The 13,305-nt window shown below is 63.6% G+C and carries 13 protein-coding genes; 5 read left to right on the top strand and 8 right to left on the bottom strand.

What is annotated here, in order from left to right; genetic code table 11:
- Positions 1 to 82 precede the first annotated feature (82 nt).
- Positions 83 to 874, top strand: coding sequence for an SDR family NAD(P)-dependent oxidoreductase (locus P2G67_RS12405; RefSeq protein ID WP_275823538.1), 792 nt, complete (start codon positions 83 to 85; stop codon positions 872 to 874).
- A gap of 37 nt (positions 875 to 911) precedes the next feature.
- Positions 912 to 1,337 (top strand): cupin domain-containing protein, encoded by a 426-nt coding sequence (locus P2G67_RS12400; protein WP_275823537.1) that lies wholly within the window; start codon positions 912 to 914, stop codon positions 1,335 to 1,337.
- A 43-nt stretch (positions 1,338 to 1,380) separates the two neighbouring features.
- Here the strand turns inward: P2G67_RS12400 and P2G67_RS12395 are convergent, their stop codons facing one another.
- The 5 genes from P2G67_RS12395 to P2G67_RS12375 all read right to left on the bottom strand — a co-directional run bounded on the left by P2G67_RS12395 (position 1,381) and on the right by P2G67_RS12375 (position 6,117).
- Entirely contained in the window at positions 1,381 to 2,220 is an 840-nt protein-coding gene (locus P2G67_RS12395) for an ABC transporter permease subunit (protein WP_275823536.1), read from the bottom strand.
- Entirely contained in the window at positions 2,217 to 3,152 is a 936-nt protein-coding gene (locus tag P2G67_RS12390; RefSeq protein ID WP_275823535.1) for an ABC transporter permease subunit, read from the bottom strand. Before P2G67_RS12390 ends, P2G67_RS12395 begins: the two co-directional genes overlap by 4 nt.
- Positions 3,149 to 4,285: an ABC transporter ATP-binding protein gene (locus P2G67_RS12385; protein ID WP_275823534.1), complete on the bottom strand. Its 1,137-nt coding sequence runs from the start codon at positions 4,283 to 4,285 to the stop codon at positions 3,149 to 3,151. Before P2G67_RS12385 ends, P2G67_RS12390 begins: the two co-directional genes overlap by 4 nt.
- Before the next feature lie 112 nt (positions 4,286 to 4,397).
- Entirely contained in the window at positions 4,398 to 5,468 is a 1,071-nt protein-coding gene (locus tag P2G67_RS12380) for a polyamine ABC transporter substrate-binding protein (protein WP_275823533.1), read from the bottom strand.
- A 229-nt stretch (positions 5,469 to 5,697) separates the two neighbouring features.
- Entirely contained in the window at positions 5,698 to 6,117 is a 420-nt protein-coding gene (locus P2G67_RS12375; RefSeq protein ID WP_275823532.1) for an OmpA family protein, read from the bottom strand.
- A 208-nt stretch (positions 6,118 to 6,325) separates the two neighbouring features.
- On the opposite strand from P2G67_RS12375, the gene P2G67_RS12370 reads away from it, so the two are divergent.
- The 3 genes from P2G67_RS12370 to P2G67_RS12360 are packed head-to-tail and all read left to right on the top strand — an operon-like array spanning position 6,326 to position 10,043.
- Positions 6,326 to 7,027, top strand: a complete 702-nt coding sequence (locus P2G67_RS12370) for an HAD-IA family hydrolase (RefSeq protein ID WP_275823531.1) — start codon at positions 6,326 to 6,328, stop codon at positions 7,025 to 7,027.
- Entirely contained in the window at positions 7,024 to 9,327 is a 2,304-nt protein-coding gene (locus P2G67_RS12365) for an AsmA family protein (protein ID WP_275823530.1), read from the top strand. The genes P2G67_RS12370 and P2G67_RS12365 overlap by 4 nt, the downstream gene beginning before the upstream one ends.
- A 5-nt stretch (positions 9,328 to 9,332) precedes the next feature.
- The gene (locus P2G67_RS12360; protein ID WP_275823529.1) at positions 9,333 to 10,043 is read left to right on the top strand and encodes an ATP12 family chaperone protein; all 711 of its coding nucleotides are present in this window, start codon (positions 9,333 to 9,335) and stop codon (positions 10,041 to 10,043) included.
- 200 nt (positions 10,044 to 10,243) lie between these two features.
- Here P2G67_RS12360 and infC read toward each other — a convergent pair whose 3' ends face one another.
- The 3 genes from infC to P2G67_RS12345 form a co-directional block, all read right to left on the bottom strand.
- Entirely contained in the window at positions 10,244 to 10,765 is a 522-nt protein-coding gene (infC, locus tag P2G67_RS12355) for a translation initiation factor IF-3 (protein WP_275823528.1), read from the bottom strand.
- A 102-nt stretch (positions 10,766 to 10,867) separates the two neighbouring features.
- Positions 10,868 to 12,793, bottom strand: a complete 1,926-nt coding sequence (gene thrS / locus P2G67_RS12350; RefSeq protein ID WP_275823527.1) for a threonine--tRNA ligase — start codon at positions 12,791 to 12,793, stop codon at positions 10,868 to 10,870.
- A gap of 103 nt (positions 12,794 to 12,896) precedes the next feature.
- Entirely contained in the window at positions 12,897 to 13,304 is a 408-nt protein-coding gene (locus P2G67_RS12345; protein ID WP_275823526.1) for a type II toxin-antitoxin system HicB family antitoxin, read from the bottom strand.
- Between the last annotated feature and the right edge of the window lies 1 nt (position 13,305).

Here is a 13,305-nt window from a genome sequence, read left to right as displayed (position 1 = left end):
CAACCTGCAGCCCAGATCAGGCGCTTGCGCTTTACCATCTGCTCGCGGCACTCTTGCTTCCACACAGGAGAGGGAGCGCGCAATGGCAAGAACCGGTGGAGTACGTTCGGGCGGACGTCTTGAGGGAAAGGTAGCCTTCATCACCGGTGGCGGCGGCGGCATCGGCCGCGCCACGGCCGAGCGCTTTGCCGCCGAAGGCGCCTGCGTCGCGCTGGCCGAGATCAACGCGCAACTGGGAGAGGCCGCCGCCGAGTCCGCGCGTGCCGCCGCCGATTTCGGCGGGCACGCGCATTTCATCCACTGCGATGTGACCGACCATGCCTCCGTGGAAGCGGCCGTTGCCGAGACGGTGAAGCGCTATGGCAAGCTGGACATCCTGCACAACAATGCCGGTGGCTCCACCAAAGAGGATGGTCCAGTTACGGAGGCGCCCGAGGAGGAGTTCTGGCGTGTCATTCGCCTCGACCTCTATGGCACCTTCCTCTGCTCAAAGCTGGCCATTCCCGAGATCATCAAGGCCGGCGGCGGCTCGGTCATCAACATGTCCTCCAATGTGGCCTTGATGGCCGTGCCGGGGCGCGACTGCTACACGGCAGCAAAGGGCGGCGTCGCGTCCATGACGCGATCCATGGCCGTTGAATATGCGCCCCACAAGATACGGGTGAACGCCATCGCGCCCTCGGTCACGCTCTCCGACCGGGTGAAGAAGTTGATCGATGACAGCGCGGGCATCGCTGATCTGGCACGCGCCCATCTGTTGGGCCTGGGCGAGCCGATCCATGTGGCGGATATGGCGGTCTATCTCGCCTCGGACGAGTCGCCCATCACCACCGGGCAAATTCTCTCGGTGGACAGCGGCGTCACCGTCGCCTGAACCCATCACCCACGCCATCACGTCAGGAGACACTGCCATGACCGAGAAAGCCAAGACCGACGCCTGGACCTTTGTCCATCACCAGGCATCTGAGGCGGAATGGACGCCGGGCCTGCGGGAAATCTTCGACTACCGCGATCTCGGCATCAAGGAGGGCACCAAGGGCGACTATGTCGCGCACGTGATCCGCGCCAACGGCCGCAAGAGCGCAGACAAAGTGCAGCGCTGGCACATGCATGACTGCACCTTCCAGTTGGTCTACGTCCTGAATGGCTGGGCGACCTTCGAGTACGAAGGCCAAGGCGTTCACACCATCCGCAAGGGCGACACGGTGCTGCAGACCCCGAAGATCAAGCACCGCGAAATCGACTGCTCGGAAGATTTCGAGGTGCTGGAGATCGTCGCGCCGGCCGACTTCAAGACGATCACCCTCGACGATGAAGAGGTGGCGGCCGCCCAGTAAGTCGGCACAACCAACGCGGTGGGCACACACCGGGCGATCCGGTTCAGGACCGCCCGGCCAAGGCCTCCTGCACGTCGCGTTCGCGCCGCCGTTCGCTGCGGATCATCAACCAGCCGGAGACCACCACCGCCAGGCTGACGATCAGCACGATGATCGTCGCCAGGGCATTCACGTCCGGCGATACGCCCAGGCGGACCTTGGAAAAGACCACCATCGGCAAGGTGCTGGCCCCCGGTCCGGAGACGAAGGAAGCGATCACAAGATCGTCCAGCGACAGGGTGAAGGCCAGGAGCCAGCCGGCGACAAGCGCCGGTGCAATGATCGGCAGCGTAATGACCAGAAACACCTTCCAGGGCCGCGCCCCGAGATCGAGCGCTGCTTCCTCCAGCGAGCCGTCCAGGGAGGACAGCCGCGACTGAACGATCACCGCCACATAGGCCATCGAAAAGGTGATGTGGGCGATGGTGATGGTGGTCACTCCGCGCCCCGAGGGCCAGCCCACCACACTCTCCAGTGTCACGAAGAGCAGCAGCAGCGAGAGGCCGGTGATCACCTCCGGCATAACCAGGGGCGCAGCGATCATCCCGGTGAACAGCATCCTGCCGCGAAAGCGCCCGAAGCGCGTGATCGCCAGCCCTGCCAAAGTGCCCAGCGCAACGGCGAAGGTGGCGTTGACCGCGCCGATGCGCAGCGACAGCAGCGCCGCATCGATGATCTGCGGGTCGCGGAAGAGTTCGCCATACCAGCGGGTCGAGAAGCCCCCCCACACGGTGACCAGGCGGCTGGCGTTGAAGGAGTAGATGATCAGCGACAGGATCGGGCCGTAGAGGAAGGCAAAGCCGAAGCACAGCGCGGAAAAGAGAAACCAGTTGCGCCGCCTCATGCCCCCTCCCTGCGCAACTGCATGCGCTGAAACATCATGATCGGCACCACCAGCACCAGCAGCAGGGCGATGGCCACCGCCGAGGCCACTGGCCAATCGCGGTTGCCAAAAAACTCATCCCAGAGCACCCGGCCAATCATGAGACTGTCCGGCCCGCCCAGCAGCGAGGGGATGACGAACTCGCCCACCGCCGGAATGAAGACAAGCAGGGAGCCAGCAATGATGCCCGGCACCGACAGCGGCAGCGTAATGGTGGCAAAGGCTTTCCAGGGTCGGCAGCCGAGATCCTGCGCCGCTTCCACGAGGTCACCCGGCAGGCGCTCCAGCACTGCGTAGAGCGGCAGGATCATAAAGGGCAGATAGGAATAGGTAATGCCGATATAGATGGCGAAATCGGTGTTCATCATCTGGATCGGCTGGTCGATCACCCCGAGCCCGAGCAGTAAATTGTTGATCAGACCATTGTTGCGCAGGATGCCCATCCAGGCGTAGACGCGCAGCAGGAACGAGGTCCAGAACGGCAAGATCACCAACAGCAAGAGGATGTTGCGCAAGGCCGGCGGCGCCTTGGCCATGCCATAGGCCATAGGATAGCCGATCAGCAGGCACAGCAGCGTGGAGACCCCGGCCAGCTTCAAGGAATTGAGGTAGGCGACAATGTATAGATGGTCTTCCCAGAGGAAGCGGTAGTTATCCAAGGTCGCCTGCAAAGCGCCGTCCGGCCCGAACAGCGGCGTAAAGGGCGGCTGGGCGATCAGGGGTTCGGCCAGGCTGATCTTCAGCACGATGGCAAAGGGCAGCAGGAAGAACAGCAGCAGCCAGAAGTACGGAACGGCTGTGACCGCGCCCTTTCCACGCGTCCAAAAGCGCGGCTTGCGCCGGGTCTTTGGGAATGGGCGACGGGGATCGGGTGTGGGCTGCGCCGTCGTCATTCGCTCAAGACCAAGGCGGCCGAAGACCGCCACCCCAGGTAGACCATGTCATCCCAATCCACCTCACGCTCAGTGGAGTGCAGCGTATTCGCGGTGCTCACCTTGACCAGGCGGCCCCCATCGAGCTCGACACGATAGACCGAGAGGTTGCCGAGATAGCCGAGATCACGCACCTTGCCGCGCAGAACATTGGGCAGGTCGAGCGGCTCGCGAGAGATGGAGATCTTCTCCGGCCGCACAGCAACGCATACCTCCCTGCCCGGCGGCAGTTCGATCTCCGAGCGCACCTGCAAGCTGATACCAAGCACCGGCACGTCCACCGTGAGCGCCTCGCCCTCCCGGCCGGTGACCTTGCCGTCGAAGAAGTTGATTGAGCCGATGAAGTCGGCGGTGAAGCGCGTTCTGGGGTACTCGTAGATCTCGGTGGGCGTGCCGACCTGCGCAATCTGGCCGCGGTCCATCACAGCGATGCGCGTGGACAGCGACATCGCCTCCTCCTGATCGTGGGTCACCACGATGAAGGTGATCCCCACCTCCTCCTGGATGGTCATCAACTCAAACTGGGTTTGCTCGCGCAGCTTCTTGTCCAACGCCGCCAGCGGCTCGTCGAGCAGAAGCAGCTTCGGACGCTTGATGAGGCAGCGGGCCAAGGCGACACGCTGGCGCTGTCCTCCCGAGAGCTGGTGCGGCTTCCGCTTTGCAAAGGGCCCGAGCTGAACCAGATCCAGGGCCTCGGTCACGCGGCGCTTGATCTCGGGCGCCGGCACCCGGTCTTGCTTGAGTCCGAAGGCCACATTCCCCGCCACAGTCATGTGCGGAAAAAGCGCGTAGGACTGGAACATCATGTTGACCGGGCGCTCATAGGGCGGCGCGTCGGTCATATCGCTCCCATCGAGGTAGATGTGCCCCTCGCTCGGCTGCTCGAAGCCGGCCAGCATGCGCAAAAGCGTGGTCTTGCCGCAGCCCGATCCACCCAGAAGACAGAACAGTTCCTTGCGATAGATGTCGAGGCTGACGCCATCCACCGCGACGAAATCACCGAAACGTTTGACCACCCCTTCGATGCGCAGAAAGGGCGGTGTATCGGGCTGCTGCCAACTGGTGCTGCTGCCACCGCCTGTCGCCTGGGACACTCTGCTCTCCCGCAATCCACAAAGCAAAAGGGGACGAGGGCCGCTTGGACCCTCGCCCCCGCTCACATGGCGCTGTTGATTGTGCCAGCCACCTGCCGGTCGCTCTGCCCGGCTATTGCCCGGTGCGGACCCGCGTCCAGGCCCGGGTGCGCAGGCGCTCGAAGCGTGGCGTGATCACCTCGGCGGAGAACAGCCGCTCCTTCACCTCATCGGTGGGAAAGACTGCCGGATCCTCGGCAATCTCCGGATCGACATGATCCAAGGAAGCCGGCACGGCATTGGCATAGACCACGTAGTCGGTGATGTCCGCCATCACCTCTGGGTCCAGGAGATAGTTGATGAAAGCGTGCGCGCCGTCCGGATTGGGAGCATCGGCCGGGATGGCCAGCATGTCGTACCAGAGGATCGTGCCTTCGGAGGGGATGGTGTATTCGATCTCCACGCCCTGCCCAGCTTCGGCAGCCCGATCACGCGCCTGGAAAACGTCACCGGACCAGCCATAGGCAACGCAGATCTCACCATTCGCCAGATCGTTGATGTACTGGGAGGAGTGGAAATAGCGAATGTGCGGGCGAAGCTCCATCATCCGCTCTTCCGCTTCGGCCAGATTGTCCGGATCCTCGTCATAGGGATCGTGGCCGAGGTAATGCAGCAGAACCGGGAAAACCTCGGAAGCGTCATCCAGGAAGGCAATACCGCAATCGGCGAACTTTTCCACCACTTCCGGCTCGAACAGCATGGCGTAGGAGTCCACCGGGGCGTCCGGCATCCGCTCTTCGATCATCTTCACATTATAGCCGAAGCCGTTGGTGCCCCACATGTAAATGGCAGCGTGCTCGTTGCCCGGATCTGCCAGCTCGCCCACAGGCCGCAGCAGCGTTGAGTCGAGATTGTCCCAGTTCGGGATCTTGCTGCGGTCGAGCTTCTGATAGATGCCGGCTTCGATCTGACGTGCGAGATAGGGAACGGCCGTCGGCACGACCACGTCGTAGCCCGAGGAACCTGCCAGCAGCTTGGCTTCCACCACAGAGTTGCTGTCGTAGACGTCGTAATTGACCTTAATGCCGGTTTCCGCCTCGAAGTTGGCGATGGTGTCTTCGGCGATATAGTCAGACCAGTTATAAACATTGACCGTGTCTTGGGCCTGAGCACCCGCCAGCCCCCCGGCAAGGCCAAGTGTCAAGGCTGCTGTCCCCACGCCCGCGCCTAACGCAAAACGGCGGGCTGTTCGGCCGCCGATGGTGATTCGCTTTTTGATCATCATGTTCCGTTTTGCCTTCCCTGTTACCCTCGGTGGCGAGATCGCTCGCGGAACCCTCAGCCTTGAGCCTCAATCTGCGGGCCCTAAGCAAGCCATGTCTCGACCCTTGCGTGCTGCATTCTCGCCTCGGGAGACTGCCGAACGCAAGCCTTCAACGCGCGGCTTCCAGCAGAAGAATGCGCCGTTCCAGGGCGTGGTAGCCCGACTCATCTGCAGAACCCACATCAAGGAGAATGACCTTGTTCGACAGGCCGGCCTGGGTGAGCACCGCCGCCACGGCCTCGGCGCGCCGTTCTGCCAGGCGCCGATTGTACTGACCGTCTCCTTGACCGTCGGCCTGCGCAATGATGCAGAGCTTGAGATCAGGCGTAGCGAGATAGTCGGGTACAACCCGCTCTAGCCGCCTGCGCTCGCGTTGCGTGAGTTCAGCGGAATCCGCAGAGAAGCCGATGACGACCGGCGGTCGTTGCGGCTGTTCAAGGGCGCGGTCACAAACTGCGTGGGCACGCACCGCGTGGGACGCGACAAGGATCATCGCAATCGCGGCGGCAAGGGTCAAAGTGCGTCGCATCAACAGATCTGATTTCTCGCCATCGGCCCGCTGATCGGGCCGCAGAAGCATCATGCAAACATCGGATTGGGGCAACCCCGGGGCAGCCAGGATGTGTGCCACGCCGGTTTTCGACACATTTGACAGGGCTCCCGCAAGACACCCCAGGCCTTGACGATCTGGGCTCGCCGGGCCACCAACGGGCATGCCTGGGCAAAGGAAACTCGCCTTGAGTAATGCTGCTTCCAAGGGCCGACTGTCCTTCAAGCTAATTCTGTTCGATTTTGACGGCACGCTGGTGGACAGCCAGGCGAACATCCACCGCTGCATGGCCCAGGCCTTCGCAACGGAAGGCCTGCCTCCGCCAACGCTGGCAGAGGTGCGCCGGGTGGTCGGACTGTCGCTCGAACTGGCGGTGGGCAAGCTGCTGGGCGAAGCCCTGCAAAGTCGCACCGCCCCTGTAACCTCCGCCTATCGTGAGGCCTTCTTCGCTTGGCGCCAGCATCCGGACTATTGCGAGGAGCTGTTTCCCGGCGCCCGTGAGACCCTGCTGCAACTCGATCAGCCGGACGTCTGCCTCGGCATCGCGACGGGAAAAAACCTTCGTGGTCTGCACGCGGCACTAGAGAAACACGCCCTGTCCGACCGGTTCATCACGCTCCAGACCCCGGAGCATTCGCCCAGCAAACCACATCCCGGAATGGTGCTGCGCGCCCTGGCAGAGACCGGTTTCCAGCCACAGGATGCGGTGCTCATCGGTGACACCACCTATGACATCGAGATGGCTTGCAATGCCCGCATCTCGTCGCTCGGGGTGGGCTGGGGCTATCATGCGCCGGAAGAGCTGCGCGCGGCCGGTGCGCGCGGCATCGTTGAGGATTTCACCCGCCTGCCGGACGCACTGGCGGGGCTGCAGGAGACGAGCACATGAAACTCGGCTGGATCAAATGGGCGCTGCTCCTGGTCATCGCCATTCCCGTGGCGGTTCTGGTGGTGGGATACATCATCCTGACAAGTCAGGACTTCGAGGAGATCCGGCGCCTTGCCGAGAACGAAGTCCAGAAGGCGACGGGCCGCGAGCTGCGGATCGAAGGTCCGATCGACATCGCACTTTCACTCACGCCTGCCATCCGCCTCGAGGGCATCCGTTTCGCCAATGCGCCGGACGGCAGCGCCGAGGATATGGCGCGCGCCGAGCGGCTGGAGGTGCAGGTCGCTCTCCTACCCCTGCTGCAAAGCGAAATCGAAGTGCAGCGCTTTGTTCTGGTGGATGCCGACATCCTACTGGAAACCGATGCCGAAGGGCGCGCCAACTGGGACTTCGGCCAGGACACGACCGAGGGCGAGGAACAGCCTGCTGAACCTGCCTCCGATGACGGGACGCAAGGCGAACCGCAGCTTCCGCGCCTGGAAGCGGTGACCATCGAGAATGCGCGCGTGACCTGGCGCGACGGCCGCAGCGGCGAAAGCCTCGCATTGTCCATCCAGGAAGCGCAGCTCAGCGAGACCGAAAATCAGCTCAACCTGCAGATCTCGGGCGCGTACCAGGAACTGCCCTTCGAACTCGAGGGGCAGGTCGGCGCGCCTGCGATGATTCTGTCGGGCGCCGACGTCCCTGTCGACCTGGAAGGCCATCTGGCCGAAACCACTTTTGCCGTGGAGGGGCTGCTCACCGCTCCGAACGAAAACCCGGGCGCCGACCTGCAGATAACGCTGGACGGCAGCGACCTTCCCGCCTTGTCCCGTCTCGCCGGCCAGGACCTACCGGATATTGGGGACTACAGCCTCGCGGGCCGCTTCAGCTACAGCGGGAACGTCCTGACCTTCGAAGCCGTGGAGGGCAGCCTGGCCGAGTCCAGTTTTCAGGCTGACGGCCAGGTGGCCGGCCTGAACGAGGGGGTACCGCGGGTCGAAGCTCGTCTCCGTGGCGAAGGGCCGGCGCTGGAAGCATTGGCCGCTCTGGGAGGCGCCGAAGCACCGCCGCTTGGCGCCTGGATGCTGGACACGGCGTTGATCGCCGCTCCCGACGGTGTCACGCTTTCCGATCTATCGGCCCAAGTCGGCGAGAACGCCCTAACCGGTCAGGTTGAACTTAGTCTGGGCGGGGAGCGGCCGCGCCTGAACGCCCGCATCGCTTCAGACTTTCTCGATCTCACGGCCCTGATGCCCGAGGGCAGCGAAGAAGGCGGGAGCGAGGGCAGCAGCGGCGGCGGCGAGGATTCCCCTTTCGTCATTCCCGATACGCCCTTGCCACTGGACGCGCTGCGTACGCTCGATGGCGAGGTGGAACTGCAGGTGGACCGTCTGCGCCTGCCGGATGAACTGGAGCTCGAGTCGATCGACGTTCTGGCGCGCCTCTCAGCCGGTGACCTCACCCTTGAGCCGCGCAATCTCTCCTTCTACGAGGGGCAGCTCTCGGGACTGCTGCGCCTAGACGCCAGCCAGCAGCCGCCGGCACTGGTGAGCGACCTCACGCTGAGCGGCCTGAACCTAGGGCGCTTGATGAGCGAACGGGAAATCAGCGACGCCATGCAGGGCCGGCTTGATGCGCGCATCGACCTCGCCGGGCGCGGCAACAGCCCGCGCGCGCTTGCCTCTTCGCTCAACGGCGAGAGCGAGTTGGAAGTGGGTGAAGGTGTGATCTCCAACCGGCTGCTGGCGATCGTGGGCTCCGGCCTGAATGAGATCATGAACCCGCTGTTCGGCGAACAGGACACCACCTCGCTCCATTGCGTGATCAGCCAGATCACCTTCGAGGATGGGGTGGCCACCAACCGCGCCGCGCTGATCGACACCAGCACCTTCTCGCTGGCCGGCAGTGGACGGGTGGATCTCCGCGATGAATCGCTGGACATGCACTTCGACACCTCTTCGCGGGTGCCGGCACTCGTGAGTCTCGCCATACCTTTCAATGTACGCGGGACCCTCAAAGAGCCGCGCTTTGCGCCCGATCCGCTGGGCACCGCACAGCGGGCGGCCGAAATGGCGGGAATCGCGGTCGCGCCGCCGGCAGCGCTCTCTGCCATGCTGGGCATGAGCGAAACCGAAGCCGAGAGCGAGAACCCCTGTGCGGTCGCGCTGGAAGCCGAGGGGGCGGAACCCGCTGAAACCTCTGCGCCGCAACAGCAGATCGAGGATTTGGGCCGCCAGTTGCAGGAGAACTTGCCTGAGGATCTAGAGGGGGCAGGCGATGAAATCGGCCGCCAGCTGCGCGGACTCTTCGGGGACTGAACAGAATGCAGCAAACAAAGACCAAACGCTTCTACAAGCACGCAACGGCAAGCAAGACCCGGGACGGGTGGCTGGTAGAGCTTGATGGTCGGCCGGTGAAGACCCCGGCCAAGGCACCTTTCCTTCTGCCCACCGCCGCCCTCGCCCAGGCGGTGGCAGAGGAGTGGCAGGCGCAGGGCGAACGTATTGACGCCGGCCGGATGCCGCTGACCTCCCTTTCCTTCACCGCCATCGATCTCGTCGCCGGTCAGCGATCTCAGATCACGGAGGAGCTGGCCGAGTTCGCCCAGACGGACCTGCTCTGCTATCGCGCCGAGCACCCGGAATCACTGGTCTGCCGTCAACGCGACAGCTGGCAGCCCTTGCTGGACTGGGCAGCCTTGACCTTCGACGCGCCCCTGGCGGTTACCAGCGGGATCTATGCCATCGAACAAGACGGCGCCTCGTTGCGTGCGCTGCGGCGGACGATCGAGCGACACGATGATTTTGCGCTCGCTGCCTTGGCAGCCGTGGTGCGCCTGAGCGGGTCTCTGGTCATCGGTCTGGCCGTCAGCCACGCGCACATCGATGCTGCGGCCGCCTTCGATGCGGCAGAACTCGATCAAACTTACGAACTGGAACACTGGGGAGAAGACGCAGAAGCCAAAGCGCTTCGGGATGCGCTGCAGCAAGAGCTGGCAGACTGCGAGCGGTTCCTCGCGCTTCTGCGACAGTAGCATCAACCAGCGCTGATGCTTGTCTGGACTTTTGGGGTATCAGATGATGGTGGTGGCATCTGCCAGGGTCCGTGAGCCGTGCTCGCGGTCAAGGTGATGCGGGCAATCCAACCGGTCTGCTGATCCCTTCTTCAAGGTTCAGCAGACCGGAGACTATTAGTGTGGGGGGCACGGCACCGCACGCGACCGCGCCCGGAAGCTCAACGCGGTGCCATGACCATGGTCATCTGGCGACCTTCCATCTTGGGGGTCTGCTCGACCTTTGCAGCCTCGCCGACCTCGTCGCGCACACGATTGAGCAGAGCCAGGCCCAGTTCCTGATGCGCCATTTCACGGCCGCGGAAGCGCATGGTGACCTTGACCTTGTCGCCCTCCTCTAGAAACTTCGCCACCGACCGCATCTTCACCTGGTAATCGTGCTGGTCGATGTTCGGGCGCATCTTGATCTCCTTGACCTCGATGACCTTCTGTTTCTTTCGGGCTTCATTGGCCCGCTTCTGTGCCTCGTACTTGAACTTGCCGTAGTCGAGGATCTTGCACACGGGCGGGTCGGCCATGGGCGAAATCTCGACCAAGTCCAATCCAGCGTCTTCCGCTCGCAACAGCGCATCGCGCGTTGCGACAACACCCACATTCTCTCCGGTCTCGTCGATCAGCCGCACCTTCGGGATGCGAATCTGATCGTTGACGCGCGGTCCTTCGCGGGAAGGCGCGGCGTCCATTGGTGGTCTGGCTATGGAAGCATCTCCTCAAATTGCATTGACCGGCTGCGAAACCCCCAACAGCCAAGAGCGCAACCCAGCCATTGTTCGGCAAGAAAAGGGTTACGCCATGGGCCGCAGGTCGGGCGCCGCAGCTTCCGTCTCTAGTGTAATGAGCGCATCGTCGAGCGCAAGAGTCTCCTGCGCCTTACTACCAAGGCGGCGCAGGGTCACGCTGCGCTGTTCCGCCTCGCGCGCGCCAACGACAGCGATCACCGGAACCTTGGCAAGGGAGTGCTCGCGGACCTTGAAGTTGATCTTCTCGTTGCGCAGATCGGTCTTAACCCGCAGCCCCCGCTTGGCCATCGCCGCAGCCACCTCCTCGGCATAGGCGTCGGCTTCGTTGGTGATGGGCGAGACCACCACCTGCAACGGCGCCAGCCAGAGCGGGAACCGACCGGAGAAGTTCTCCACCAAGATGGCCAGGAAGCGTTCGAAGGAGCCCAGGATCGCGCGGTGCAGCATCACCGGGCGGTGCTTTTCCCCGTCTTCACCGATGTATTTCGCATCGAGGCGTTCCGGCAGCACGAAATCCACCTGTAGCGTACCGCACTGCCAATCGCGCCCGATGGCATCCTGCAGCACGAACTCCAGCTTGGGACCATAGAAAGCCCCCTCCCCCGGGTTCAGGCTGTACTCCAGCCCTGCCGCCTCGGTCGCCTCGATCAGCGCCTTCTCCGCCTTGTCCCAAATGGCGTCGGCGCCGGCGCGCTTTTCCGGACGGTCGGAGAACTTCACCTTCACGTCGGTGAAGCCGAAGTCGGCATAGATGGATTTCAGCAGGTCGCAGAAGCGCTCGGTCTCGGAGACGATCTGGTCCTCGGTGCAGAAGATGTGCGCGTCGTCCTGCACGAAGGAGCGCACGCGCATCAGCCCGTGCAGGGCGCCGGAGGGTTCGTTGCGATGGCAGGAGCCGAACTCCGCCATGCGCAGCGGCAGGTCGCGGTAGGAGGTGATGCCACGCTTGAAGATCTGCACGTGCCCCGGGCAGTTCATCGGCTTCACCGCCAGGATGCGGTCTTCGCTCTCAGCAATGAACATATGCTCGCGGAACTTCTCCCAGTGGCCCGAAGCCTCCCAGAGTGAGCGGTCAATGAGCTGCGGCGTCTTGACCTCGACATAGTGGCCAGCCTCCAGACGACGGCGCATGTAGGCCTCTACCGTGCGATAGAGCGTCCAACCGCGCGGGTGCCAAAAGACGCTGCCGACTGCCTCTTCCTGCAGATGAAAGAGATCCATTTCCCGCCCCAGGCGGCGATGGTCGCGCTTGGCGGCCTCCTCCAGCATGGTCAGGTGAGCCTTGAGGCGCTTCTCGTCCTCCCAGGCCGTGCCGTAGACGCGCTGGAGCTGCTGGTTCTTGGCGTCGCCGCGCCAGTAGGCGCCGGACACCCGCAGCAGCTTGAAGGCATGCCCCAGCTTCTTGGTCGAGGGCAGGTGCGGCCCGCGGCAAAGGTCCAGCCACTCGCCCTGGCGATAGATGGAGATCACCTCTTCGCGCGGCAGCGTGGCGATGTGCTCTGCCTTGTACTTCTCGCCGATCTCGTTGAAGAAGCGGATGGCATCGTCGCGCTCCCAGACCTCACGGCTGATCGCCTCGTCCCGGTCGACGATCTCGTGCATGCGCCGCTCGATCTTCTCCAGGTCTTCCGGCGTGAAGGGTTCGTCGCGCGCAAAGTCGTAGTAGAAGCCGTCGGCCGTCGCCGGACCGAAGGTCACCTGCGTGCCGGGATAGAGTTCCTGCACCGCCTCGGCGAGCACGTGCGCTGCGTCGTGGCGCAGCAGCTCCAGGGCATCATCATGGTTGCGGGTCACAATCTCCAGGCGCGCGTCCTGCTCGATCGGGCGCGTCAAATCGCGCAGCTCGCCCTCGACCTTCATCGCCAGCGCGGCCTTGGCCAACCCGGGCCCGATGGCCTCGGCGACCTCCTGCCCCGTCACCGGCCCGTCGAAGCTCTTCACCGATCCGTCCGGTAACGTAATCGCAACCATGCCTTAGTCTTTCCTGCCTTTTGGGGACACCATTAAGAAGCCGGATCAAAGGAGTCTTGACCGGCACTGTCAAGCAAGGGAACGCGGGGATATTCGGCGCAGCTCAGCGGCCATCCCGCCGGTCGCTCATCATCTCCCGTGCCGCCTTGGCAAGAAAGCCCGAACGATTGAAGCCGTGGCGGCTCGCATAGGCATCAATGGAGGCCAGAAGGTCCTCCGGGAAGGTGACGTTGACCCTCACGGCGCGCATACGCACCTCCGGCGCCGGCACCAGCACTGCAACGCCCTCGCGGTTCTCGGGGTCCGTCATCACCCGGTCCAGCTCCGAGGGCTCCGGCACGGGCTCACCGTCAGCCGCGAGCCCTTCCACATGCAGCGCCAGGGCTTCCTCAGCCATGGCCCGCGCCTCGGCCAGGTCCCGGCCCGCGGTAACGCAGCCGGGGAGGTCCGGGAAGGAAACGCCGAAGTCGCTGTCGGCTTCCTTGTGGATCAGGGCGATGTAATAGCGCATG

This window comes from Aquibaculum arenosum (assembly GCF_029222965.1).
Taxonomy (GTDB): Bacteria; Pseudomonadota; Alphaproteobacteria; order Kiloniellales; family DSM-21159; genus Aquibaculum; species Aquibaculum arenosum.
This window is presented reverse-complemented; position numbering and strand designations above follow the sequence as displayed.